Annotated in this window: 25 protein-coding genes, 1 pseudogene and 1 other annotated feature; of the genes and pseudogenes, 2 read left to right on the top strand and 24 right to left on the bottom strand. The window is 38.5% G+C overall.

Annotated elements, in window-relative coordinates:
* The 21 genes from IEU90_RS02780 to IEU90_RS02680 form a co-directional block, all read right to left on the bottom strand.
* Complete coding sequence (locus IEU90_RS02780; RefSeq protein ID WP_188357689.1) at window positions 1-1,155, bottom strand: cysteine desulfurase family protein; 1,155 nt, start codon at window positions 1,153-1,155, stop codon at window positions 1-3.
* Between the two features lie 25 nt (window positions 1,156-1,180).
* Window positions 1,181-1,876, bottom strand: a complete 696-nt coding sequence (locus IEU90_RS02775) for a 5'-methylthioadenosine/adenosylhomocysteine nucleosidase (protein WP_153710621.1) — start codon at window positions 1,874-1,876, stop codon at window positions 1,181-1,183.
* Between the two features lie 11 nt (window positions 1,877-1,887).
* Entirely contained in the window at window positions 1,888-2,157 is a 270-nt protein-coding gene (locus IEU90_RS02770) for a hypothetical protein (protein WP_188357688.1), read from the bottom strand.
* A complete protein-coding gene (locus IEU90_RS02765; RefSeq protein WP_153710622.1) occupies window positions 2,150-2,701 on the bottom strand; it encodes an NUDIX hydrolase in 552 nt (183 codons plus the stop codon). The genes IEU90_RS02770 and IEU90_RS02765 overlap by 8 nt, the downstream gene beginning before the upstream one ends.
* A gap of 13 nt (window positions 2,702-2,714) precedes the next feature.
* The gene (locus tag IEU90_RS02760; RefSeq protein ID WP_153710623.1) at window positions 2,715-2,918 is read right to left on the bottom strand and encodes a cold-shock protein; all 204 of its coding nucleotides are present in this window, start codon (window positions 2,916-2,918) and stop codon (window positions 2,715-2,717) included.
* A 114-nt stretch (window positions 2,919-3,032) separates the two neighbouring features.
* The gene (gene ileS, locus IEU90_RS02755) at window positions 3,033-5,828 is read right to left on the bottom strand and encodes an isoleucine--tRNA ligase (protein ID WP_188357687.1); all 2,796 of its coding nucleotides are present in this window, start codon (window positions 5,826-5,828) and stop codon (window positions 3,033-3,035) included.
* Window positions 5,829-5,883: 55 nt separating this feature from the next.
* Window positions 5,884-6,103, bottom strand: a binding site (T-box leader).
* A gap of 21 nt (window positions 6,104-6,124) precedes the next feature.
* Window positions 6,125-6,868 carry a DivIVA domain-containing protein gene (locus IEU90_RS02750; protein ID WP_153710625.1) on the bottom strand — a complete coding sequence of 248 codons (744 nt, stop codon included), beginning with the start codon at window positions 6,866-6,868 and terminating at the stop codon, window positions 6,125-6,127.
* Window positions 6,869-6,889: 21 nt separating this feature from the next.
* Window positions 6,890-7,675 (bottom strand): YlmH family RNA-binding protein, encoded by a 786-nt coding sequence (locus IEU90_RS02745; protein WP_153710626.1) that lies wholly within the window; start codon window positions 7,673-7,675, stop codon window positions 6,890-6,892.
* Window positions 7,676-7,694: 19 nt separating this feature from the next.
* The gene (locus IEU90_RS02740) at window positions 7,695-7,955 is read right to left on the bottom strand and encodes a YggT family protein (RefSeq protein WP_153710627.1); all 261 of its coding nucleotides are present in this window, start codon (window positions 7,953-7,955) and stop codon (window positions 7,695-7,697) included.
* 18 nt (window positions 7,956-7,973) lie between these two features.
* The gene (locus IEU90_RS02735) at window positions 7,974-8,393 is read right to left on the bottom strand and encodes a cell division protein SepF (RefSeq protein WP_153710628.1); all 420 of its coding nucleotides are present in this window, start codon (window positions 8,391-8,393) and stop codon (window positions 7,974-7,976) included.
* 72 nt (window positions 8,394-8,465) lie between these two features.
* The gene (gene ftsZ, locus IEU90_RS02730) at window positions 8,466-9,713 is read right to left on the bottom strand and encodes a cell division protein FtsZ (RefSeq protein WP_153710629.1); all 1,248 of its coding nucleotides are present in this window, start codon (window positions 9,711-9,713) and stop codon (window positions 8,466-8,468) included.
* 20 nt (window positions 9,714-9,733) lie between these two features.
* Entirely contained in the window at window positions 9,734-11,107 is a 1,374-nt protein-coding gene (gene ftsA / locus IEU90_RS02725) for a cell division protein FtsA (protein WP_153710630.1), read from the bottom strand.
* 122 nt (window positions 11,108-11,229) lie between these two features.
* Window positions 11,230-12,078: a cell division protein FtsQ/DivIB gene (locus IEU90_RS02720; RefSeq protein WP_188357686.1), complete on the bottom strand. Its 849-nt coding sequence runs from the start codon at window positions 12,076-12,078 to the stop codon at window positions 11,230-11,232.
* Window positions 12,079-12,104: 26 nt separating this feature from the next.
* Complete coding sequence (gene murG, locus IEU90_RS02715) at window positions 12,105-13,217, bottom strand: undecaprenyldiphospho-muramoylpentapeptide beta-N-acetylglucosaminyltransferase (RefSeq protein ID WP_153710632.1); 1,113 nt, start codon at window positions 13,215-13,217, stop codon at window positions 12,105-12,107.
* Between the two features lies 1 nt (window position 13,218).
* Window positions 13,219-14,592 carry a UDP-N-acetylmuramoyl-L-alanine--D-glutamate ligase gene (gene murD / locus IEU90_RS02710; protein WP_153710633.1) on the bottom strand — a complete coding sequence of 458 codons (1,374 nt, stop codon included), beginning with the start codon at window positions 14,590-14,592 and terminating at the stop codon, window positions 13,219-13,221.
* Between the two features lie 12 nt (window positions 14,593-14,604).
* A complete protein-coding gene (mraY, locus tag IEU90_RS02705) occupies window positions 14,605-15,576 on the bottom strand; it encodes a phospho-N-acetylmuramoyl-pentapeptide-transferase (protein WP_153710634.1) in 972 nt (323 codons plus the stop codon).
* A 24-nt stretch (window positions 15,577-15,600) separates the two neighbouring features.
* Complete coding sequence (locus tag IEU90_RS02700) at window positions 15,601-17,760, bottom strand: PASTA domain-containing penicillin-binding protein (protein WP_153710635.1); 2,160 nt, start codon at window positions 17,758-17,760, stop codon at window positions 15,601-15,603.
* Window positions 17,760-18,131 carry a cell division protein FtsL gene (ftsL2, locus tag IEU90_RS02695; protein WP_153710636.1) on the bottom strand — a complete coding sequence of 124 codons (372 nt, stop codon included), beginning with the start codon at window positions 18,129-18,131 and terminating at the stop codon, window positions 17,760-17,762. Before ftsL2 ends, IEU90_RS02700 begins: the two co-directional genes overlap by 1 nt.
* 6 nt (window positions 18,132-18,137) lie before the next feature.
* The gene (gene rsmH / locus IEU90_RS02690; protein ID WP_153710637.1) at window positions 18,138-19,094 is read right to left on the bottom strand and encodes a 16S rRNA (cytosine(1402)-N(4))-methyltransferase RsmH; all 957 of its coding nucleotides are present in this window, start codon (window positions 19,092-19,094) and stop codon (window positions 18,138-18,140) included.
* Window positions 19,095-19,109: 15 nt separating this feature from the next.
* Window positions 19,110-19,538 (bottom strand): division/cell wall cluster transcriptional repressor MraZ, encoded by a 429-nt coding sequence (mraZ, locus tag IEU90_RS02685; protein ID WP_163705564.1) that lies wholly within the window; start codon window positions 19,536-19,538, stop codon window positions 19,110-19,112.
* A gap of 274 nt (window positions 19,539-19,812) precedes the next feature.
* Window positions 19,813-20,169 carry a hypothetical protein gene (locus IEU90_RS02680; RefSeq protein ID WP_153710638.1) on the bottom strand — a complete coding sequence of 119 codons (357 nt, stop codon included), beginning with the start codon at window positions 20,167-20,169 and terminating at the stop codon, window positions 19,813-19,815.
* Between the two features lie 126 nt (window positions 20,170-20,295).
* Between IEU90_RS02680 and IEU90_RS02675 the strand changes: the two genes are divergently transcribed.
* Window positions 20,296-20,415, top strand: coding sequence for a DUF4044 domain-containing protein (locus IEU90_RS02675; protein WP_003666746.1), 120 nt, complete (start codon window positions 20,296-20,298; stop codon window positions 20,413-20,415).
* A gap of 97 nt (window positions 20,416-20,512) precedes the next feature.
* On the opposite strand, the gene IEU90_RS02670 is transcribed toward IEU90_RS02675, so the two are convergent.
* The 3 genes and pseudogenes from IEU90_RS02670 to IEU90_RS02660 all read right to left on the bottom strand — a co-directional run bounded on the left by IEU90_RS02670 (window position 20,513) and on the right by IEU90_RS02660 (window position 24,425).
* Window positions 20,513-22,864: a DNA translocase FtsK gene (locus tag IEU90_RS02670; protein ID WP_153710639.1), complete on the bottom strand. Its 2,352-nt coding sequence runs from the start codon at window positions 22,862-22,864 to the stop codon at window positions 20,513-20,515.
* 21 nt (window positions 22,865-22,885) lie between these two features.
* The gene (gene trmL / locus IEU90_RS02665) at window positions 22,886-23,395 is read right to left on the bottom strand and encodes a tRNA (uridine(34)/cytosine(34)/5-carboxymethylaminomethyluridine(34)-2'-O)-methyltransferase TrmL (protein WP_153710640.1); all 510 of its coding nucleotides are present in this window, start codon (window positions 23,393-23,395) and stop codon (window positions 22,886-22,888) included.
* Window positions 23,396-23,571: 176 nt separating this feature from the next.
* A pseudogene (locus tag IEU90_RS02660) lies at window positions 23,572-24,425 on the bottom strand (methyltransferase domain-containing protein).
* 117 nt (window positions 24,426-24,542) lie between these two features.
* Between IEU90_RS02660 and IEU90_RS02655 the strand changes: the two are divergent.
* Window positions 24,543-25,571 (top strand): lactonase family protein, encoded by a 1,029-nt coding sequence (locus tag IEU90_RS02655; RefSeq protein WP_188357685.1) that lies wholly within the window; start codon window positions 24,543-24,545, stop codon window positions 25,569-25,571.
* The last annotated feature ends 663 nt before the right edge of the window (window positions 25,572-26,234 follow it).

The raw sequence follows: 26,234 nt of genomic DNA, 5'->3' as shown, positions 1-26,234 counted from the left end.
TTATTTTTCTCCATTAATTTGTTTTAGCTTTTCAACAATTTTAATAATCGTTGAAATTAATTTATCGATATCTTCTTCAGTATTTAAACCACCAAAACTAATTCGAATCGACTCACTAATTCGTGGACTATCTGGACCAAACATCGCTGTTAAGACATGTGAAGGCTCAATACTTCCTGCAGTACATGCGGAACCACCTGAAACTGCAATTCCTGCAAGATCAAGGTCTGTTTGAATTACATAGGTTGAAATTCCTTTAAACCATAAATTAAGGACATGCGTTTTATTAATTTGACCATTAATTTCAAAGTTAACATTATTTTCCTTAAGTGCGTCGACAATCTTCTGTTTAAACTCATAATATCGGTTGCGCCGCTCTTCTTTTACCTCTGGAGTATTCAATTCTACAGCTTTAGCAAAACCTGCAATACCGGGAACATTTTCAGTTCCGGCGCGTCGTTTAGTTTCTTGGTCGCCCCCCTTAATGAAACTTGGAAAACTAATACCGTCACGCCGATATAAGAATCCCATCATTTTGGGGCCATTAATTTTATGAGCTGACGTTGAAAGCATATCAATGTGATCCGCCTTCACATCAATTGGTAAGAGACCATATGCTTGAACAGCATCTGTATGAAACCACGCTTGATGGTCTTTCAAGATTTCGCCAATTTCATGAATAGGCATTTGACTACCAACTTCATTATTTTCCATCATGATAGTTACTAAAATCGTATCATCACGAAGGGCAGCCTTAAAATCATCAATTGAGATATTACCATTTTCATCAACTGGCAGGTACGTTACCTCAAAACCGTGTTCTTCTAGAAAGTGAAGCGGTTTTAAAACGGCCTCGTGCTCAATTGCGGTTGTGATAATATGCTTACCAAGTTTTTGCCGCTTAAAAGCTGTTTGAATAATGGCAGTATTATCACTCTCTGTTCCCCCGCTAGTAAACACAATTTCATTATCATCAGCATTAATACTTTGTGCTAAAACATGACGGCTGTCTTCCATCACTAATTTAGCGTGCCGACCATATGAGTAACCAGTGGAAGCATTCCCCCACGATTCTTGCATTTGTTTGGTTACCTCGGCAATCACTTCCGGGGTCATCGGGGTTGTTGCTGCATTATCCAAATAAATCTCACTCACAAGTTTTCATCCTTCCATTTACGTATTACTTATCTAAATCGCCGAAAAGCTGTAATAGCATGTTTGCTGAACGTTTTCCGGCATCAATGATAAAATCATCAAAACTAACACCAGCATCTTCATCACCCGTATCAGACATTGCACGCACTACAACATATGGAACGTGGTGGTCAGTTGCGACTTGGCCAACAGCTGCTCCTTCCATTTCGCTAGAAAGCGCGTCTGGAAAATGATTTAGAATTCCTTTTATTGCATCTGTACTTGCAATAAATTGATCACCAGAAACAATCAAACCGCGTTTTACATTTAAGCCAGTTTTTTCGCCCGCTTTTTCTAAGGCCTTGCCCCATTGTTCTGATGCTTTAAATCGTGGTTCTTTTCCTGGCAACTGGCCATAACGGTAATTAAAGGCAGTTGCGTCAACATCGTGATAAGCTGTTTCTGTTGAGATTACAATATCACCAACATGCAATCCCGCGCCAATTCCTCCAGCTGAACCTGAATTAATTACGACATCAGCTCCACAATCAGTAATTAGGTGTTCAGTGGTTATTCCAGCCTCAACCTTACCAATTCCAGATTCGACAAGAACAACTTCTTGGTTATTAATCTTGCCAAAAAGGTATTCTTTTCCGCCAATTCGCTTTTCTTGCCTTGCCGTGAGCTTTGCAGTTAGTTCTTTAATCTCTTCTGGCATTGCACAAATAATTCCAAATCGCATAATTTTCTCCTTTATCCAACATAAAATAATATTAAGTAAACAATAATAATTGCTACAATCAGGGCAACGATTGCTATATTTAGTCGTCGTTTTAATCGTGCCGTCTTTTCTGCAACCGTTTCATCATGACGTTGACCAGCTGCAGCCTCTCGACTATAAATGTGGTCAGCTGCCCCTGTTAATGGTTCATCACTTGATTGCTGTTCTGCTTGTCGCTGTTGTTGACGGTATTGACTACGCGACATCCGTGATTGCTGCTCATCTTGTTGTTTATTATCCACGTCTGTTCATTCCTCGCCAGTAATAGATTGCCATGATTGTCTTAGCATCTTCAATTTCGCCCCGATCAATCATTTCAAGTGCTTGTGGTAAAGTTACTTCGCTTAAAACTAATTGTTCATCCTGATCTTGTGGCAGTTCAGTAGTAACACGCTTTAATCCCGTGGCTAAGTATAGGGTCATGTATTCATCCATGCAGCCAACAGAAGTATAGAATGAAGAGACCTTTTTCAAGTTTGTTGCTTCATACCGTGTTTCTTCGTTTAATTCCCGTTTAGCAGCATGAACCGCATTATCAGCATCACGTTGATCAAGCTTTCCAGCAGGAATTTCAAGAGTCGTTTTCGCAATTGGTGCCCGCCACTGTTTTTCAAGAATCATTTTGTCATCAGCAGTAAGAGCTAAAATAGCGATTGCTGGTGCATGATGAACGATTTCTCGTTGCGTTTGATTTCCATATGGGGTTATCACTTGTTGAACTTCAACATCAATTAAATGCCCATGAAAAACTATTTTACTGCTTATTGGACGTTCTTCAAAATCCATATAAAATCCTTCCTTATCCTAAAACACGTACATGTGCTGCTTGCGGTCCCTTTTTCCCTTGAACAATTACCAACGATACTTCTTCACCCGGATGGAGGATCCGATGGCGTGTTCCTTCAATCCCGCTGTAATGAACAAAAATTTCACCTTCGTGAGGAACTGTAATAAATCCCCACCCCTTTTGTTCATCAAAACTTTTAACTCTTCCTTTGAGCATTTTTTACCAACTCCAAAATAAAATACCAAGCAACAAGCGTCACTTGGTATTTTACACCGCTTAAAAATAATTGTCATTTACCGGTTAGCGAAATCCGCTAATTTTTAGATATTATTAGTTTTCTAAGCCCTCATCAACTGTTTCAGGGAAATTCTTGCGAACGATTGCAGCACAACGAGCACATAGTTCAGGGTAAGCCGAATCACTGCCAACATCCTCTTTGACCATTCGACAACGAGCACAGGTTTCACCCTTAGCAGTTGTAACCTTAACTGCAACACCATCATTATATTGGTCAACATCAGCAGGAGCTTCATCAGCGGCATGTTCATGAAGGGCAGAAACTCCGAGCAACAATTGGACATTTTCATTAAGACTATCAAGCAATTGCTTTTGACTATCTGTTAAGTAAAGGTCTACTTGTGCTTCAAGGGACTTACCAATTAATTTAGCATTCCGTGCTTCTTCGAGACTCTTGAGTACATGTGACCGAACTTCCATAAAGTCATCCCACTTGTTCAATAATTCTTCTTCATTGTCAAAAGTACGTGGATCAGGAATTTCTGTTAATTGAACAAAGTCTTCTGGTTCATTCATATAACTCCAGACTTCTTCAGTGGTATGAGGAAGAACTGGGGTAAGAAGCTTAACCAGTGTCAATAAGATATCATAGAAGACTGTCTGCATTGAACGACGAACTTCTGAGTTTTCTGCTTCAATATACAAGACATCTTTTGCAACGTTCATGTAGAAAGCAGAAAGGTCATTATTAACGAAATTGATTAAAAGCTTGTATGCATTTAGGAAGTCGTAATTATCAAAGTCTTCCCGCATCTTCTTTAAGAAATGATTGAGCTTAACCAGCATATATTTGTCAACTGACTGAAGTTTTTCGTATGATACGGTATTTTCTTCTGGATTGAAATCAGCGGTATTAGCTAGTAAGAATCGGAAAGTATTTCTTAATTTCCGGTAAGCTTCAGAAATCTGTTGGAAAGTTCCCATCGAAACCCGTACATCGGCAGAAGTATCAGCACTCATTACCCATAAACGAATAATTTCTGCACCCATTTGTTGAACAACTTTGTTAGGGTCAATAACATTTCCTTGAGATTTACTCATCTTGTTGCCGCGCTTATCAAGCGTAAATCCTTGCGAAACAATTTCTTTGTATGGAGCATGACCAGAACAAACAACACTCGTGATCAAACTAGAATTGAACCAACCACGGTACTGGTCAGATCCTTCAAGATAAAGATCTGCTGGATATGTTAAGTAATCACGTTCAGCTAAGACACCTTGATGTGAAGAACCAGAATCGAACCAAACATCCATAATGTCAGTTTCCTTAGTAAACTTACCATTTGGTGAATGTTCATTAGTATATCCTTCTGGCAAAAGATCTTTTGCATCCCGTTCAAACCAAACATTAGAACCATACTTAGCAAATAAGTCAGCAACATGATTAATTGTTTCTTCTTCCATAATTGGTGTGCCATCTTCAGCATAGAATACCGGTAGCGGTACACCCCAGACACGTTGACGAGAAATTACCCAGTCGCCACGATCCTTGATCATGTTACGAAGACGAACCTTTCCCCATTCTGGATGGTACTTCACATCTTCAAGAGCATCTAAAATATCTTGACGCATCTTATCGATTGAAACAAACCATTGATCAGTTGCCCGGAAAATGATTGGTTTCTTTGTCCGCCAATCAAATGGGTAGCTGTGTTGAAGCGGTTCTTGAAGAAGCAATGCATTATTTTCTTCTAGCTTTTGTAGGGAAACATCATCAGCATCTTGGTAGAAGACACCTTCAAATCCTTCACCATTATCCTTTGTTAATACCCCTTGATCAGTAATCGGTGCAAAAATTGGCAAATCATATTTCTTACCAAAGTTGTAGTCATCGTCCCCATAACCAGGAGCTGTGTGAACTAAACCGGTACCGGCATCAGCAGTAACATAATCGGCTAATCCTACCAAGAGATCACGGTCAAGGTATGGGTGTTGGGTTGTCATTCCTTCAAGCTCTTGACCAGCAAAATGATCAACAACTTCATAATCTTCCCACCCAAGTTTTTCAGCTAACTTTTCAAGAAGATCTGTTGCAACGACAAACTTCCGATCATCATTAGCAGGTTTTACAACTGAATAATCAAATTTAGGATTAACTGCAACGGCTTCAGAAGCAGGTACTGTCCATGGAGTGGTAGTCCAAACAACCATGTATGTATTATTGTCTAAGCGTCCTTTACCATCTTTAACTTGTTCAGCAAAGAAAGCTGTCTTAGCAACAACATCATGATATTCAACTTCAGCTTCCGCCAAGGCAGACTCTGAAGACCAAGACCAGTATACCGGCTTCTTAGCCTGATATAAAAGCCCCTTCTTTGCAAATTCACCAAATACGCGAATCTGAGCAGCTTCAAATTCTTTATCAAGAGTAAGGTATGGGTGATCCCATTCACCACTGACACCTAAACGCTTAAAGTCAGTTCGTTGCTTGTCAACCTGCTTTAATGCATATTCTCGACATAGGTCACGGAATTCCGTTAAGCTCATCTTTTTTCGATCATAACCAGATTTTGTTAATTGGTGTTCAATCGGTAAACCGTGAGTATCCCAACCGGGGACGTAAGGAGAACGATATCCGGACATGGACTTGTAACGCACAATAAAGTCTTTAGAAATTTTATTCATTGCGTGACCAATGTGAATATTACCATTAGCATATGGAGGGCCATCATGAAGGACAAATGTTGGCTTGCCCTCATTTAATTTTTGTCGTAATTCATAAACTTTATTTTCTTCCCATAGCTGTTCCCGTTGTGCTTCTGTAACAGGTAATTTCCCACGCATTGGAAATTTTGTACGGCCAAGGTTTAACGTATCTTTAACACGCATTTTAATTACCCCTTTCATCAATTCTTGTATTTTAATAAAAAAAGCTTCTTCCCATTACTGGGACGAAGCTTCTTCGCGGTACCACCCGGATTCAAAACTTTAATATTTAAAGTTTCCTTAAGTCATTAGATAACGATAATGAACCGCCTCACCTTACTAAGCTCAAATGAGGTACTCCGAGATGATCAGGAATAATTAAACATTATCAACCTCTCACCAATTGTTGACTCGCTTTAATGTTATTTAATTATTCCACTTCTCTTCACCGATTTTATTAAAATACGATACTAGTGATATTACTTGTTATTATCTGGGAAGACAACAACAGTTTCAGGTGAACTCCCCTTATCATCATTGGTATCAGCTTCTGAAGCTGGAGCAGCATCTTCTGCTGGCTGTTCAGCAGGAGCAGTTGATTGTTGCTCTGATTGAGCAGGTTGTTCTTCACTAGCAGTTGTTGCAGTTGATTCTACACTGGTTGCTGAACTGCTGTCAAGACGACTTCCCAAAATTTTTTCAATTTCATCATATTTACTCAAATCATCATTTTCCAAAAGCTTATCCCATTCGTTACTCTTAATAACTTCTAATTGTGATTCAAGCATTACTTGGAGTCGTTGACGGAAGATCCGCGTTTGCTTACGAAGGTCATTAGTTTCACTTGTCAATTTCTTAGTAGAGTTAGCAGCATCTTCAATTACTTGATTTGATTTGTCATTAGCCTCTGAAACAATATCAGTTGCTTGTTTTTGTGCTTCACGAATCATAATATCTGCTTCACGTTTAGCATTATTCTTAACCTTATCCGCTGCTTCTTGTGCAACAAGAATTGATTTGTTCAAGGAATCCTTTAAGTCAGCGAAGTACTTAATTTTACTATCATTAGCCCGTACTTGTTCCTGTAAGTTATTATTTTCAGTTATCAATTCTTGAACAGTTTGTGAAACTTCCTGAATGAATTCTTGAACTTCTTCAGGATTGTATCCCCGCATCTTAGTACTAAATTCTTTATTGTTAATTTGATCAACCGTCAAACTCATGAGTAAATTCCTCCATTCAAATTACGCATTTACAATCGAAATGGTAATTCTTTCTTTATCTTTTTTTGTTTTTCCATTAGTCATGTCGATCCTGAGCCGTCCTCCATGTCGAACAGAAATCAAATCATGTACATCGACTTGATAATCTGGACGATTAATTTCTTCCCAGTTTAACCGAACCTGACCGTGCTCTATTAACTGCTTTGCTCGATTCCGTGAGTAGTTAAAACCCGCTGCTATGATAGCATCTAGTCGTAATGATGAAACCGTTGTGACCAATGGTGTCCACTCGTCTTCAGGTGTCAAAACTGCTTCATCAGCAATTTGAATCCATTTGACCTTTATCCTGCCAACATGATCAACGTTTTTACGTAAATATTCAGCCATCGTTTTTGACACAATAACCTGCCAATGGATCCCATCCGTTAAAATGTCACCAAACGCATTACGCTCCAGTCCTTCACCAATCAAAGTTCCCATAATTTGACGATGGTGCAGTTCCGAAAACTTGATAGGATAATTAACTTCTAAAATCTGAAGAGCAAAATCTTCTATAGAGGGTTCATAATAAGGCGGATAAATTAAAACTCGTTGCATCTCTGCGCCTTGCCAACCACCATACATTTTTATTTTAACATTGTTATTGCGATTAACAATCGTTTGAACAATAAAACGTTCACGTGGATTTAAAAAAGGAGTTAGGATAGGACGATATTGGCCTTCAGCAGTAGCTGTCCAGTCATTAACTTGGTCGATAAGCGGTGCTTCATCTGGACGAAAGTGCTGTTTAATATTATTTTCGTTCAAAATTACTCCCTCTTAATTATTAAAAGATTGCTGAAAGCTGTGCTAACCCAGCCTGTACAAAACATAAAACTAAGATAGCAACCATTGGGGCAAAACTAATTCCACCGATTGGCGGGATAAAGTCAAACCAACGCATATATGGTTCGACTAACCTGTTGATAATATCGCCCAATCGTGAATTGCGAGCATTAGGAAACCAAGACATAATACACCACACAACGATTACTAAAATATAAGCATCAACTAATTGGTTAATTGCCCATAACAAAAACGCGATCATATAAACTCCTTTTAGTGATTAAAATTTATCACTATCATTTTTTAAATTACTTGTTAAATTACCAGAAATCTCATAATTTTTTGGTGTACATAGAAAAATCTCTTTGCCAATCCGTTTCATCTCACCGTCAATTGCAAAGACTGTCCCATTTAAAAAGTCCACTAACCGCGCAGCAACACTTGAATCCATTTGCGTAAAATTAACAATTACTGCATGTCCTTCAAGCAACTGTGAGGCAATTTGTTTTACATCAGCATAAAGACGCGGTTCATATAACGAAATTTGACTCATTTGATTTACACGGCCGCTATTGATTGATACAACTTTATTATTTGAATTCGTTGTTGATGCTACAGAATTTTGATCACTTGTTTCATAGTATTCTTGTTCATCAATGTCTTCATCACCAAATAAACTTTTTAGGAAATTTGCTGCCATTGTATTTAACCTCCTTAATGAGTTTAGACATAAAAAGGCGGATTATTTGATCCACCTCTTTAACTTAATATTTTACTTACGACGATTCTTGAAGAACGGTGGAGTCGATAAGTTAGTATCATCATTGTCATCCGTATTAGCCGCATCATCGTTAAATACATTGAATTCTGGTTTAGTAACATGAGAGAACTCATTATCAGAATTACGATTTTGGTTATTGGTGTCGGCTGTTGGATCATTCCATCCATCAAAAGGATCACGTGACTTGGGTTGTTCAACTGGTTGTTCTTCACGTGAAACAGAACGTGTTACCCGCGGAGCATCATTTTCTGCTGGCTTTTGTTGTTGGATCTTCTTTTTCTTATCGATTCCAGTAGCGATTACAGTAACTCGTACTTCATCACCCATTGACTCATTAAGAGACATACCAAATGAAATATCAACATTGGTCCCAGCAGCTTGCTTAATAACATCAGAAGCTTCTTGCGCTTCAAACATTGATAAGTCCTTACCACCCGTAATGTCCATTAAGACATGTTGGGCCCCATCAATTGATACTTCAAGCAATGGAGAAGAAATAGCCTTCTTAGTAGCTTCTGTTGCACGGTTTTCACCGGTTGAAGCACCAACCCCCATTAAGGCAGAACCTTGGTTAGACATTAAAGTCTTAATATCAGCAAAGTCAAGATTAATATATCCAGGAGTAACAATTAAGTCAGAAATTCCTTGTACACCTTGACGAAGAACATTATCTGCTTCCTTAAATGCTTCCATCATTGGGGTCTTCTTATCAATCATTTCTAATAAACGATTATTAGCAACAATAATTAAAGTGTCAACATTTGACTTTAATTTTTCAAGTCCCTCAGCAGCATATCGTGCCCGCCGCGGTCCTTCAAATGAGAATGGCCGAGTAACAACACCAACAGTTAATGCTCCGCTATCTTTTGCAAGCTTAGCAACAACCGGTGCTGCACCTGTACCAGTACCACCGCCCATTCCGGCCGTGATAAAGACCATATCGGCTCCTTCTAAGGCTTTTTTAATTTGCTCTTCACTTTCTTGAGCAGCTTTTTCACCAACTTCAGGATTGGAACCCGCACCTAAACCTTTAGTTAACTTAGGTCCGAGACGAATCTTAGTCGTAGCTTCAGAATTATTTAATGCTTGTAAATCGGTGTTAGCAACAATAAAGTCAACTCCCTGCACTTTTTCAGCAATCATTCGGTTGACGGCATTACCGCCACCACCACCGACACCAATTACTTTGATTCGTGCTTCCGCGAATTGGTTTTCGTTAGTGAACGTTTCGTTATCCATAGCAGTATTCCTCCGTTAAATTAGTCAAATAGGTTATTAAAAATATTTTTAAACCGGTTACCAAGACCGTTTTGCTTCTTCTTTTTTGGCTGCGGTTCCTCAGCAACTGGACGCTGTTGTACTTGTCGCTGTGTTTGCTGTAATTTAGTAGGTTCTTCCGTCCATCTTTGACTATTAGTACTAATTGACTGTGTCTTTTCTTCATGTGGACTCTTAATTGTATCAATTCGTTGGACTGTTTGCTTAATTAAACGATCAATATCCGACAATTGATTTTCATACATTCCCAACGCCAAACTAACAGCGTAGCGAGGGTGACGAATCCCCATTTGTTCTGGGACACTCACCTTAATATTACCAGTAAAGTACTGTTCAGCAAGTTCTTTAATACCTGGTAAAGCAGCCACTCCGCCAATTAATACCACGCCCCCAGGTAATTCAGGAGCATGGATAGCTTTTAGTTTGCTTTGGATACGATCAAAAATTTGTCGTACCCGTGCTTCAATTATTTCTGATAAATACTGCTCTGAATATTGAACAGGTTCATTTTGACCAACAACATCAACATCTACCTGCACATCTTCATCAGCTAAGGATGCCATTGCATATCCATGGTTAAGCTTAAGCTGTTCGGCATTTTTTAATGATGTATTCATAACGGTAGAAATATCTTTTGTAATATATTTTCCGCCTTCAGAATCAACATAAGTATACTTTAATTGATGATCATGAATGATACTGGTAGTGGTTTGACCACCGCCTAAATCAATTACAACCGTTCCGAAGTCCTGTTCCCCATCATTTAAGAGATTAAAGTCTGTAGCGATTGGTGTAATAACAAAATCTTTAATATCATACCCTGCCTGTTGAACAGCTTTCTTTGTATTATGAATAATGGTCTTAGGACCCGTATAAAGAGTCGCCTTCATTTCTAAACGAACGCCGACCATCCCCCGAGGATCTTTAATACCAGAGAAACCATCCACAGTAAATTCTGTTGGAATTAAATCGATTATTTCACGTTCCGGTGGAATACTTTGCGTTAATGCTTCTCGCGCAACATCAATTACATCTTGGTTGACAATCTCTCTTGACTGTCCTCTTGTTGCAATTGTAATCATACCGTGAACCCGTTGCATTTGTAAGTAATTTGCCGGTAAGCCAACTACAACACTTTTAATTTCAACGTTGGACTTTTCCTCGGCCTGTGCTACCGCCGCCGAAATTGCCTGGGCGGTTTTATCAATGTCGACAATAACTCCTCGGTTTAATCCTGCCGATCGTTCTACACCAACACCAATAACTTTCAACTGACCCTTAACACTTTCACACACCAGTGCCTTGATCGAGGTGGTTCCAATATCTAATCCAACGTATACTTCTGAATTATTCATTCTAAAAGGAACCCTCCTAAGACTATTATTAACTGAATTATTTATAATTTATTTAACCTACATAAGATTTTACCACACATAAACAATGACAAAAAAGAGAATTATCAAGGTTTTTCACAAAATCATTTATCCTTAGAATCATAACTGTAAGAATATGCTCCTACCTGAAGGTCAATTACCCCTTTATCTTTCATATTAGCTGCAATTGCCGGATAGTAGGCAAGCTTATCACCAACTGTATTTAAGTCAGCATAAACCGTATTGCCATCGCGCATATAAATAATAATTCGATCAGGATATTCCTTAGTTGGCTGATAGCTCACACTTGAGATACCATTTCTGATTGCTGGTTTTAATTTACCAAGTTGACCAGCAGTTGTTGCCAGAGCCTCTCGGTGACCATCAAAACGTTTATAAGCAATTCCATTGTCAGCAGTTTTTGTTCGTTGTAACTGACCATTTGCTAAAACCGCATATGTATCATTATTCATTACTGCTGTCCCTAAGAGCGCATTTTCTTTTATTACTAACTGGAGAGACTGCGGGCCGGTTACCTTAATCACTAAATTTTTTATTTGCGGATTTTGTTTTTTGACATCATTAATAATTTGGTGCCGACCTAGGTACACTCCCCAGATAAAACGTCCCGGATAAATCTTAGTTTCTTTTTCAACCTGTGCTTTTGTCAGATCATGGTTTCCGTTTACTTCCAAGTTCTTAACCTTACTATAAGGCGAAATAATATAAAGCATCAGGAGGAGAATTAAGCTAAATAAAACAACTAACTTTAATACCCGTTCACCATTGGAAACATAACGCTTAACTTTAATCCCATGGATCTTATTCCCAATATGAGCTTTAGCAGATTTTTTATTCCGTTGCCGTTGTTGAGCAGCAACACTTCGCTTTTCTAGTTCTGTTAAACGCTCTGAGTATTTATGATGTTCAACAGCCGATTTATTATTTTCCACTTTTTCTCCTCCTTCCAGTTTATTTTTTAATTTTGATGCTCATCAATTGCCTTATGCAAGACCTTGATCAACCGATCTGCAGCATCTGGTCGGCCCATCTTTCGAGCGGCTGCAGCCATCTCTTCACGTAGTTGAGCGTTTTCCATAATTTTATCGGCCTGAGTTAACAAGGAACGCACATCTAACTTATCTTCAGTAATCATCAGCCCCGCATTATTTTTTACTAGCGCCTGAGCATTTTTTACTTGATGATTTGCAGTAACGTAAGGACTAGGAATGAGGATTGTTGGAACCCCCAGCGCTGTTACTTCAGCAATAGTAGTCGCTCCTGCCCGCGATACTAACGCTGCTACTTTAGGCATTTTAGCTGGCATATCCTTTATGTAAGGTACTACTTTAACATTATCAGCCGGTTTAATGTTTGCCGTTTCTAATTGCTTTTTTACATCATCATAACGCTTTTGCCCAGTTGCAAAGATAACCTGATATGGTCGTTTATTAAATTCAGGAATAGCATCGACGACCGTCTTATTAATTTTTGGTGCTCCTTGACTACCACCAAAAACCATTAATGTTGGCACGTCATCCTTTAGACCATAGCTTGTCCATGAAAAATCACTATCTTTTTGAGCAGCGACTTGTTGGGCACGAGGATTTCCTGCCATTGTAACTTTATCAGCTGGAAATTGGTTACGCGCGGCCTCAAATGCAATTGCAATCTGATCTACATAACGGCTTAAAAATTTATTTGTAACGCCAACAACACTGTTCTGTTCGTGAATAACCGTTGGAATGTGTTTTTTGGCAGCAGCATATAAAACTGCCCCGCTAACATAGCCTCCAGTTCCAAGAACCACATCCGGCTTAAAATCTTTGACAATCTTTTTAGCATGGTGAACAGAATTCAAAAATAAATAGACAGTCTTAATATTTTCTAAGGAAAGTGACCGTTTAAATCCCTGCATATGCATCGTTTCAAGCTTAATTCCAGCATCTGGAACGATTTTATTTTCAAGTCCACGAGTTGTTCCAACATATAGTACTTCGGTATCTGGTTCAACTTCTTTAAGGCGTTCAATCAATGCTAATGCCGGATAAATATGGCCGCCTGTACCACCGCCTGATACTAATAATCGCATCTTATTGCTCCTTCTTTCCTGTTAATTTTTCAACTGCTTCGATAAATTTATCACCACGAACTTCAAAACTAGGGAATTGATCCCAGCTTGCATTAGCCGGTGATAATAAAATAACATCCCCAGGTTCACTTAGTTTCCAAGCTTCAGGTACAGCGATAATTGCATTCTCACTTTCAACAATCGAAGGGATTCCCGCTCGTTCAGCAGCATCCTTCATCTTATCCTTGCATTCTCCAAAAACGATAATTGCTTTAACATGCTTTTTAAAATAAGGAACAAGGCGCTCAAATGTATATCCACGATCAAGTCCCCCTGCTAAAAGAATTACTGGTCGATTAAACCCTTGAAGCGCTACTTCAGTGGCCTCAATGTCAGTTGACTTTGAATCATTATAGAAAAGACGATCTTGATATTCCAGCACATATTGGAGACGGTGACGAACCCCGCTAAATGTTGTTAGCACTTTTTCGATGGCCTCATTTGTAACACCGCTTAGTTTTGCTGCTGCAATTGCTGCCAAGGCATTTTCAACATTTTGCGGCCCGATGAGACGAATATCCTTTGTCGCCATAACTTTTTCGCCACGCCAATAAATAATTCCATTTTCAACGTAGCTTCCGTCATGGCTCTTATTTAATCGCGAGAAGGGAACAATAGTTGCCTGGCTCCGTTGAGCAATTTTCTGCCATTCATCCCGGTCCCAGTTAATCACTAAAAAGTCATCTTTAGTTTGATTACGCGTAATATTCAGCTTAGCATTAATATAATTTTCCCGTGTCTTATGATAATCCAGGTGATTTGAAAAGATATTAGTAATAATTGCAATATGCGGATGAATCGTTGGCGCACCCAATAACTGGAAACTTGATAATTCAGTAACAAGAGTATCATCAGGTCCCAAGCTTTCTGCAACCTTACTAAATGAGATTCCAATATTACCTGCATACTTTACTTGATGTTTTGCATTTTCAGCAATCATTAATTGAGTCAACGTAGTGGTTGTTGTTTTACCATTACTTCCAGTAACACTTACTAAATGCCCATCAAAAATTTGCCAGCCTAGTTCTGCTTCTGTAATAATTGGCGTCCCTTTTTTTACAAATTCTGCTACAAGTGAATTATCATATGGTATTCCTGGATTTTTAACTACTATGTCAAAACCTTCATTAGCAAGCGAAAGCGGGTTATCACCAGTAATAACTTTAATACCGTCAGCTTCTAAATCCTCAATAACCTTATTATCTTTAGGAGTTGCTTTATCATTAGCTGTAACATTTGCACCGAGTTTTACTAGCAAATGAGCAGCATTAATTCCGCTAATTCCAAATCCCATTACAAGAACTTTTTTCCCTTGATATTTGTCAATTTTCTTCATTTATTCTTACTCCTAACCAACTAATAAGATTGTCGTAACAGCAATAATTGATGCTACCAAACCAATAAGCCAAAAAACAATATCAATTTTCCATTCACTCCAGCCGCTCATTTCAAAATGATGATGGATTGGAGTCATCTTAAAGATTCGTTTACCTGTTGTCTTAAATGAAGCCACTTGAAGGATAACACTAGCGGTTTCGCAAACATAAACAATCCCAATAACCAGCAACGACCATTCATGATGCAGCAGTAATGAAACAGCAGCAAGTGAAGCCCCAATAGCTAACGATCCCATGTCACCCATAAAAATTTTGGCAGGTTTATGGTTGTATGGGAAGAAACCAAGCAACGTTCCAATCATTGCTAAACAGAAAAGGGCAATTTCAGGATAGCCGGGTTGGTTTAAGTTTACCAGTGCAATAATCAAATACGCAGCAAATGAAATGATTGATAAACCACTAACTAGCCCATCTAGGCCATCAGTCAGGTTGACCGCATTAGAAAAACCAACAATCCAAAAAATAATGAATAAGCCGTAAAGCCAACCAATTTGAGTTGTCCCAAAGCCCATTTGGAATCCTTCATGCTGATAGATAACAGTAAAGACCATTGCTGCTAACACTTGACATAACGCCTTTTGCCATGGTTTAAATCCCTCATTTTGATGGTGAAAGATCTTAATGCTATCATCCCACATTCCAATTAAGCCATAGACAACCAGAACAAAGAGCAAGGCCCATAATGTATTAGTCATTAATCCTTGCCAAGCAGCTACCCATAAAACGGTTACTACCGCTGAAAAAATAAATAGTAAGCCGCCCATCGTTGGTGTTCCTGCTTTTTTAGCATGCCAAGTCGGACCTTCTTTTCGAATCTGTTGTCCTTCTTTTTTTGCCCGGAAATATTTAATTAGTGAGGGCATTAATAGGAATGTGATTAAAAATGAACTAAGAATTGTCAAAACTGCACTTAAGAAATTCATGTTTACCTCCAATTAGTTTATATGCTAGTTTTTAGCTTCATATTGAACAGTTAATGTTGTGCCACGCTTAATTGGTGTGTTTGGTGAGATGCTTTGCTGAGTGACGTAGCCTGTACCATTTTCTTTTACATTTAACTTTAGAATTTTGGCAAGCTGCTGAACATCGGCAGAACTCCAGCCGGAAATATCAGGCATCCGATATTCACCACCCGCATCCAAAATAACATGTTGATCAGTCAGTACCTGTTGATTAGGCTCAGCAGATTGTTGCTTAACTTTTCCTTTAGAGCCAACTACAACAACCTGCATTCCCTTTTTAGACAATTGACTATTAGCCTTCTGAGTTGTCTCGCCAATAACATTAGGCATAGTAATAACTTTTCGCTTAGCTTTTTCCGCTACTTTTTGCTGACTTAACAGCATTTTCATTGTTGGATTAAAGACACTCGCAATTTGCTTAGTAGCTGGTTTCTTTAAGTTCTGCGGTTGCCGAAGCGTTACGTACATAATATATTTAGGATTTTTAGCAGGAGCCATCCCAACAAATGAGTACAGGTAATTGGTATCACCAGTTGAGTAACCATGCGCTCCACCAATTTGCGCGGTGGCAGTCTTTCCGGCAATGCGATACCCTTTGATTTGATAATCATGACCTAATCCTTTTTGATCATAAATAACACCCTGCATATAGCCAAGCACTTTCTTTGCGGTCGACGCTTTTATTGGATGGCCAACAACTTCTGGCTTTACCTTTTTAACGGTTTTTCCGTTATTACCATCTACAATCCGACTAACAATATACGGCTTCATCATCTTGCCATTATTACCAATTGCACTAAACGCTTGCATCATCTGCATCGCATTTACCGTTATCCCTTGACCAAAAGCGGTATTAGCTTGGGCAAGCGCGCCCTTAAAGGTGGTATACCCATTTACTTCATTACCCATTCCAGTAACATTAACTTTTTTAAGTAATCCAAAACGTTTGATATACTTCATCCAAGTATCGGCACCCATATCCTGTTCAACATGAGCAAAACCAACATTACTAGACATATCAAAAGCATCTTTATAGGAAATAGTTCCCCATCCAGAACTTGACCAGTCGGTAATTTTTCCACCACCCATTGCCCAAGTTCCTGAATTAAAGGTCGCATTAGGATTAAAGTGACCCGTATCGATAGCAGCTGCTAAAGTCAATATTTTCATTACAGAGCCGGGCTCATAAGCATCCTGTACTAGCATGTTTCGCCAGACAGGATTATTTTCGGCATGAAGGGTTGGTCGCTGTGTGGCAGCAATGATCTTACCTGTTTTTGCTTCCATCACAACCGCAGTCATTGAATTAGCATTTGAACTCTTATAAGCCTTGTTAATTTTATTCTCGAGGAAATGCTGCGTTTGGGAGTCAAGGGTTGTGTAAATGTTATCCCCATTCACTGCTTTTCTCATTACTTGTTTTGAATTTGCAATTTGGTACCCGTATACATCTTGCTTATCTTTTCGCAAACCGTTTACTCCGGTAAGCTCTTTATCAAAATATCCTTCTAAGCCTAATTGACCGACTAAGTTAGTTTCGTCTGTTCCATTCTTAGTCTTTACCTTGGGAGTTGCCATCCCAATTATCTGGGAAGCAAATTCACCTTCTGGATATTGACGCGCTGGAGTAGCAATAAAATTGATTCCCGGTAAATGATGCTTTTTTATTTTTTGCATTGTTGACGCAGAAAGATTACTCCCAGCACTCCCGAATTCAACCTGATATGCTTGTCCCTTTGGCTTTAGGGCTTTTTCAATTTGAGCCGGTTTAAGGTTTATATATTGAGATAAAATCTTAGCGGTTTTCTGGCGGTCTTTAACATAGAGCGGCTTACCATCAGAAGATTTTTGCGTCCGATCTAAAACAGCATATAGGGTATACTTGCTAGTATCAGTTGCCAGTGCATTTCCATCGGCATCATAAATATCGCCCCGTCGCGCCTGAATTATGCGTTGCTGAGTATAAATCTGCTCGGCTTGTGACCGTAAATTAACGTGTTGAACATCTTTATTTATTGCGATATACGCAAAACGAACGATAAATAAGGTAAACAATCCAACCGTGATTAGAAAGAGCCATTTGCCAAAGGTCCCTCGGTTTTCTCTATGTCCCCTATTTTTCGTTCGTTGTGGCTTCTTATTCATTATTTATTAACGTTCCTTACATTTGAATTTTTATCTGTTAATCCATATTTATGCGCTGCTGATTTCAAATGCGATTGACTCGTCAATTCGGCAATTTCTTGCTGCGAACTTGTATTACTACTTTTCGCTTTACTAATTTGTGTTTGAACATCTTGCAAATGTCGTTGCTGATTATTAATACTAATTTTTGTTGAAAGAAGACTAATCATTAAAACTAACGTAATTAAACTCCCCGCAGCTACCAAAAAACGTTCAAACTTTGACCACCTAACTGGTTGCGGTGATGTTTGTGGCTGACGATAAGTCTTCTTCTCTGGCATTTGCAGAGGCTGTTCTTGTCCTGCTAATTGCCTTGCCGCATTTGAAACCATAATATGTCACTTTCCTTCTTTAATTCTTTCAATTATTCTCAACTTGGCACTATGCGCACGATGATTTGCAACTAATTCTTGATTACTAGCTATGATTGGTTTTTTGTTAATTAGTTTAAAACTTGGCTCCATTCCTGCTGGAATTACAGGTAATCCTTGTGGCACATTAGCACTCAAGGATGTTTTCTCCCGAAACATTGTCTTAACTAATCTGTCTTCTAATGATTGGAATGTAATTACACTAATCCGTCCGCCAACATTCAACAAGGTCAGTGCTTGCTCCAACGATTCCTCTAGAGCACCCAGTTCATCATTAACGGCAATCCGAATTGCTTGAAAACTCTTCTTAGCGGGATGACCGCCATGTCGCCGGGCTGCTGCCGGAATCGCTTCTTTAATTACGTCAACCAACTCAAATGTTGTCCTGATTGGCGTTACCGCACGACGCTGTTCAATTTTTCTTGCAATCGACTTGGCAAACTTTTCTTCACCATATCGGTAAAGGATCTTAACTAAACGCTCGTATGGCCAATCGTTAACCACTTCCATCGCCGATAATGCTTGTTCCTGATTCATTCGCATATCTAGCGGCGCATCATGTTGATAACTAAAACCACGTTTAGCATCATCAAACTGTGGCGATGAAACTCCTAAATCATAAAGAATACCATCAATGCGATTGACATTATATTGATTTAATTCCGCTTTTAGGTTACGAAAATTGTCTTCTACTAATGTTAATTTGTGTTGATTAATCTCTGTTTTTAGGTGTTCTTTATTATATTCAATTGCAGTCTGATCTTGATCAAAAGAATACAGATGACCACCCGCTAGCTGTTGTAATATCGCCTGCGTGTGGCCACCACCACCTAATGTTGCATCAACGTAAGTGCCAGTTGATTGCACATTTAATCCTGCTACGGCCTCCTTCAAAAGTACCGTTACATGTTTAAATTCTGCCATCAACTAAAACCTCCATTAAAAATCAATATTAAGATCTTCTGCAATTTCATCAAAATTATCTGCTGTATCACTCGTAAACTTGTTCCACCGATCTTCGCTCCAAACTTCTAACCGGTTGGAGACGCCAACTATAACGCACTTTTTTTCAAGTGCTGCGTGGGCTCGCAAGGTCGAGGGAATATTAATCCGCCCCTGCTTGTCGATTTCACAATCAGTCGCAGCAGAATATAAAAAACGCACAAATGCACGTGCATCGCGCTTTGTTAGTGGTAAAGCTTTTAGTTTCTGTTCTAAAAGTTCCCATTCTTTTAATGGGTACCCAAACAAGCACCCATCTAACCCCCGAGTAACAATAAAGTGTGTCCCCAATTGTTCTCGAAATTTGGCTGGAATTATTAGTCGACCCTTAGCGTCAATAGTGTGCGTAAATTCGCCCATTAACACGACTAATAACCTCCCTTACCACTTTATAGGTCAAGTCTACCACAATCCCCCACTTCTCACCACGTAATTTTATGAATTTTATCAAAAAGTAATAGATGTTCTAAATAGTCTGTAAATTCCCTAAAATTAAAACAATAAATAAAAGTTGGAAAGTACTAGAAGGATGGACAGGTTGATACAGTACTAATCAGAGGTCAAACTACTAGTTAACTACGGCGCTATGAAATTTTTATCCTTTAAAATATTTAAAGAGGTTGAGATATTTCCCACCCTCTTAAACAAGCGGTAACCATGAAGAAAAAACCAAGCTACCAATATATATAATTAACGCATAATATGCAGAATAGCGCCAAAAAACTGGCCAATAACGGCGATAAATGAATTCATGATTATGAACTATTTGAATACCAATTAATATCAACGCTAAAATCATCCAAACAGCAATTGGATAGGCTGGCCAATAAAATCCTAAATTAAAAATAATTAAGATCCACAAAATAATTGTCCATTCCCACCACAAATGTTTATTTTTTTTTACCTTATGTGAGATCTTCAATAAAAGATGTTCTGCAACTCCTACTATTAATAATAAGATAATCTCTAAAATAATGACTTTAATATTAACCGTCAAGATTTTCAATCCCTTTCTTAATGACCTAAATAGTTTTAGTTTAACATAATCTAAAACAAGATTTGAAAAAGACAATTAAAATGCGGTACACTACTATTACTGATAAAAATGGAAGGATGGTTAATAATGCAACGAAAAAAGAAAACTCGTTTCCAAAAAATTACCATGGTTGCAATTTGGCTAATGTTAATTGCAATGCTCGGCTCATTAATTTTTGGCGCAGTAGCATCCTTAAACTTAATTTAACTCATTAAAGATCTCAATCGTTTTATATACAAATGGGGCTCCAGTATTCGGCTTTACCGAATACTGGAGCCCCATTTGTGTTTTGAATTATAAACTATTAAAGTGTATTTTCATCCTTTTGTTTATAAACTTCTCGTGGTTTTGAACCATTAGCGGGTCCAATAAATCCACGTTGTTCCATATCGTCAATAATCCGTGCAGCACGATTATAACCAATTCTAAAGCGACGTTGGATTAGCGAAGTCGATGCTTTCTGCTGATCAACCACGAAATCTAATGCCTCTGGAAATAATTCATCTTCCTCTTCAGCCTGCTCTTCTTGTTCAATTTCATTATCTGTTACAACCATATTATCATCATATTCAGCAGCACTCTCACTCTTAATAAAATCAACTACTGCTTCAACATCATGATCAGAAATAAATGCTCCTTGAATTCGAACAGGCTTATTTTGGTCGATCGGTTCAAATAACATATCCCCGCGACCAAGGAGTTTTTCAGCTCCGTTAGTATCAATAATAGTTCGTGAGTCAATCCCACTCGAAACGGCAAAAGCAATCCGTGATGGGACATTGGCTTTGATTAATCCGGTAATAACATCCACCGATGGACGCTGCGTTGCTAAAATCATATGAATACCAGCAGCACGTCCCATTTGAGCAATTCGGACAATTGCATCTTCAACGTCGTGAGAAACAGTCATCATTAAATCCGCTAATTCGTCAACAATTACTAACACCAATGGTAATTTAGCCTGCGAATCTTCGGGATGCTCATCATTCTGTTGCTGGACAAATTTATTATATCCATCAAGATTTCGTACTCCGAATTTAGCAAATAATTCATATCGGCGCTCCATTTCAGCAACCACCTTACCAAGTGCCCGCGCCGCTTTCTTAGGCTCTGAAACTACTGGGCTTAGTAGATGAGGGATACCGTTATAAACACTTAATTCAACTTTCTTGGGATCAATCATCAACATTTTAACCTGATGGGGTTTAGCTTTTAATAGGATACTTGTGATAATTACATTAATAGCAACCGATTTCCCACTCCCCGTTGCTCCTGCAATTAAGAGGTGCGGCATCTTGGTTAAGTCTGCCATCTTAACATCGCCAGTAACGCTTCTGCCAAGAGGTACTTCCATCGGTTTGTCATTATTAGGAGCATTCTCAACCATATCCCTAAATCCAACAGTGGCAATTTGCTGGTTTGGCACTTCAATTCCAATCAGTGATTTTCCAGGAATAGGAGCCTCAATCCGAATATCCTTTGCCGCTAAAGCAAGGGCTAAATCATCGGCTAAATGAGTAATCCGACTGACTTTTACTCCCACTGCAGGTCGTAACTCATACTTTGTCACTGAAGGTCCAAGATTAACATTTTCAACTGTGGCATCGACACCAAAAGATTTTAATGTCTGCTGAAGAGTTTGCGTATTTTTCTTAATATTACGCAAGTCTTCTTGCTGATCGGTCGCCTTCACTTGACTCAATAAGCTAATTGGCGGTAATTGATAATCATCATCTTCTTTAGCATCGATTCCGGTTAATGTTACCTCGGAGTCTGTTTGATTTTCAGAAGAAGTGTCGTCCCCATTGATATTACTTTCTTCATCATTCTGGCTTTCACTTGCCACACGAATGGTTGGTTCGCTTGCTGGAGCAGGAGATGATGAAACTGCAGCTGATGCTAGTGGTGAGGTCGGTGTCTCAGGCTCTTGATCAGTAAAGAAATCCTTTACCTGTCGCGATGCTCTAGCAATTGGGGCGCTGATTGAAGAAGCAGGGACTGATTTTGGTACATTCTCAGACCTCTTTTTTATTAATTGTTCATGGGCATTTGCCATTGCTGTTCCAGATTTTTTAATTCCAATTCCTAGTTTTACCAAGAAGTCACGCCATGGCAAAGCGAAGAAAATAATAATTCCGATAATCATTAATAACCATGCTAAAATGGCCGTCCCAACTTCAGAAATTAAAATATTGCTTCCGTTATATAAATAAGCACCAATCATCCCCCCGCCCACAGAAACTGTCGAATCACCATTAAAGATAACCTTACTAAGACTATTCCAAGTAGTTTCAATTATTTTGGCGTGAAGATTCAAACGCTGAAACATAACAGTTTGCAGCCACATTAAGAACCCAGTATAAGCGATAAGTGTACCAGCAACCCAACGTTTCTTAAAATGTGGCCAATGACTATAAAGTGCAAAACATAAGCCATACAGAAATACAATAACCATTGCGAGCGGATAAGATTCACCAACAAAGATTTTAAAACAGTTGTCAAGGAAAGTACCTAATACTCCTAGATTAAATAAGCCAACTAACATTAACAGGCAAACAATAACACCAAGCAAGTTATCAATTAACCGATATTGCTGTTTTTTCTTTTTTGTCTGCCCTTTTGTCCGGCGGGATGATACTTTTCTTCTTCTCGCCATCTTATTATTGCCTCCCTAATCTTATTTTAATTTATCAAATTCATAACGGTGGACACGCGCTAATCGGGGAAAGTTCTGCTGCCGCAGCGCTTCATAAATAACAATTGCGGCGCTATTTGAAAGGTTTAATGCCCGAATATTTTCATCATTTTGAGGAATCCGAATAGCATTTTCAGGATATCTTTGCATAAACCGTTCTGGTAGCCCTGTTGTCTCTTTTCCAAACAAGAAATAATGATCCCCTTCACCAGTATAATCTACATCGGTGTAATCATGCGTGGCAAATTTTGAAACAATGTATAAGCGGTTGATATCAGGAATTGTTTTCATAAATGAAGGCAAGTCTTCATGATATGTAATTTTTACTTTGTCCCAATAATCCAGTCCAGCTCGCTTCATATGTTTATCATCTGTTGAGAATCCAAGGGGCTTTATTAAATGCAGCTCGGTATTCGTACCTGCACAAGTACGAGCAATATTCCCGGTATTAGCTGGAAAAAGCGGTTCAAACAGGACAATATGGTTTGTCATAATAAAAATCTCCTTAAACAAATAAAAAAAGCAGGGTCTCGGTGTGGGCACGGCGAAACGCTGCTTTAATGAAGTACTCCTTGATAATCACCAACGAATTTATACGTTTCGATGTCAATTATCAAACGATTTCTTATAATAATTTAGCACTAAATTATCGCAGATGCAATATTAAATTAACTTTTTTTCGTAATTAATAAACTAACATCAACAGTGATTGTTGTTAGTTGGTCAAGTTCTTCTCGGGATAATTTTTTAGCATTTTCTCCCCAATGCAACGGAGTCATCTCCAATAATGCCTCTTGCAACCCATTTGGAATATCGAAACGATACTTTATTTTTTTAATCTGACTATTCGGATAGTGCTGTTTAAATAATTCCACAACCCGTGAATTATCGTATTGATAGTTACGCTCCCCATCTTGGTATAAAAGATGGCGCAATTCAATTAAATAATTAGCATTAGGAATTACCTTAATTAGCATTCCATTATTTTTTAAGACCCGATTAAATTCTTGATAATCTGAAGGAGAAAATAATTCTAAAATCAAATCAAAACTTTGTGCAGTAAATGGTAATTTCCGTAAATCAGCAACAAAAAAAATGCTGCTAGAGGTAATTGGGTTGCTAAAGTTATTCCTGGTTTAGAAATGTCGAATCCAATCATTGTATCAGAATATTTCAAACGAAGAGCGTTTAATTGCATTAATGGTGTTCCTTCACCAGTACCAACATCCAAAATCTTCATTGACTTTGCTGGCAGCAATTTACTGATTCCTTCAATAATAGGACTAAATAGTCCCGCATTTAGGAGCTGCCGGCGCGAATTAAACATTTCACTACCATATTCAGTGTTGGCGGCACCATTAAGGAAATGAAGATATCCATGCCGGTTAAAGTCAAAGCGATGGTTATTAATACAAACAAGACTATTTCCTTCTATTTTTTTCATTGGCTGCTCGCATACGGGACATTGGAACAGATCAATATTACTTTTTACTAATTCACGCTGACGTTCTACTTTCTTCACGTTCTTTCCTCCATTAACTAATAATAAAAAATACTAAGAACAGTGTATCACAGCTAGAATTACAGTGGGCAAATTGCTATTATATAGGTAAGCATTTTCAAAAAGGAGGAAATTGAATTGATTGAACAATTTCTAATTGGAACCTATACCAAAAAGACAAGTAAAGGAATTTACAAGGTCACACTTGATACTGATCGAGAAAAAATTACCGATGTAAGTCTGGCAATCCCATCACAAAAGCCAGCGTATCTACAGGTGGGCCAAGACGGTCGGATTTATGCTATTAAGCAAGTAGATGATCAAGGGGGAGTTGCTTCATATTCCTTAGATGACAATAACGCAAAGATGTTAAGTGAAGTCTTAGCAGCCGGTGCACCACCTGCATATGTAGGTGTCGATGAGAAACGTCATTTGCTTTACAGTGCTAATTACCACACTGCTAAAGTAGATGTGTTCAAGATTAATTCAGACGGCACCCTTACCCAAACTGATTCGGTTTTGCATGAGGGTGCAACTGGTCCACAACCAGAACAAGAAGCTCCTCATGTTCATTATGCTGACTTAACTCCCGACAATCGGTTAGTAGTTTGTGATCTAGGAATGGATCTTGTTGTTGTCTACGATGTATCTGACAATGGCAAACTAACAGCTGTTTCACGTTACAAATGTGAGGATGGTTTTGGAACCCGTCATATTGCATTCCACCCAAATGGCAAATATGCATACCTATTAGGGGAATTAAGCAGTAAATTAGAAGTATTGAAGTACAACAGTTCGGATGCTTCTTTCAAGCACTTACAAATAATTAAAACGATTCCTTCAACCTGGACTGCCCATAATGGAGCAGCAGCTATCCGTATTTCAAGCGATGGTAAATTTGTATACACTTCTAATCGGGGAGAAAACACAATTGCTGTCTTTGAAATTCAACCGGATTTCACCGTTAAGCATATCCAGTCTATTTCTACTGAAGGTGACTTCCCACGCGACTTTAACTTAAACCAAGATGAACATTACCTTTTAGCTTCAAACCAAAACACAGATAATCTTACCCTTTACAAGCGGGATCCAACAACTGGTAAGCTGACTCTTCTGCAAAAAGATGTAGCTTGTCCAGAACCAGTTTGTGTTATGAAATGGAAGTAAATAGCGTAACATAACTGCAATTATTGGCTCTATAATATCTGATATTGATATAGAAACACTACTTTCGATATCAATATCAGACTTTTTTCTTTTAAAATAAAAAAGAGGTCCGCCCTCTGATACAATGAAATCGCCAAATCACACAGAAAAGAAGGTAACCTCCATGAATAATGATACAAGAATTTCCCTTAATTTGACAGACTTTTATTTATATTCCTCAAAAATAGAGAAATAAACATGGCTTAAAGTTTCAACTTTCGAATGATCGGGATTGAGCACGTTAAGATAATAAAAAACGTGCTACCTGTAGTTATCGCCTTCTTGTAGCTTTTAGCAAGTATTTATTTAATTAGCCGTAAAATAACTAAAAAGAATCATCACAGTAAGCAGAATGCCATAAATAATAACAGGGTCATAAATTACCATGTTGGTAGCTCATGACCCTATTTTTTCAATACGTACTACTATTGACTGCTTACTTTTTGTTTCGTGTGTTCGTTTCGCTTATGCACTTAACTGAATCAAGAAAGCACTAAAAGAGGGTTACATACCAAAAGCGATATGTAACCCTCTTTTATTATTAGCGTGGCAACGCCCTATCCTCGCAGGGAGCGATCCCCCAACTACTTTCGGCGTGTTGAAGCTTAACTTCTGTGTTCGGCA

This window comes from Limosilactobacillus caviae (assembly GCF_014635905.1).
In the GTDB taxonomy this organism is placed as follows: domain Bacteria; phylum Bacillota; class Bacilli; order Lactobacillales; family Lactobacillaceae; genus Limosilactobacillus; species Limosilactobacillus caviae.
This window is presented reverse-complemented; position numbering and strand designations above follow the sequence as displayed.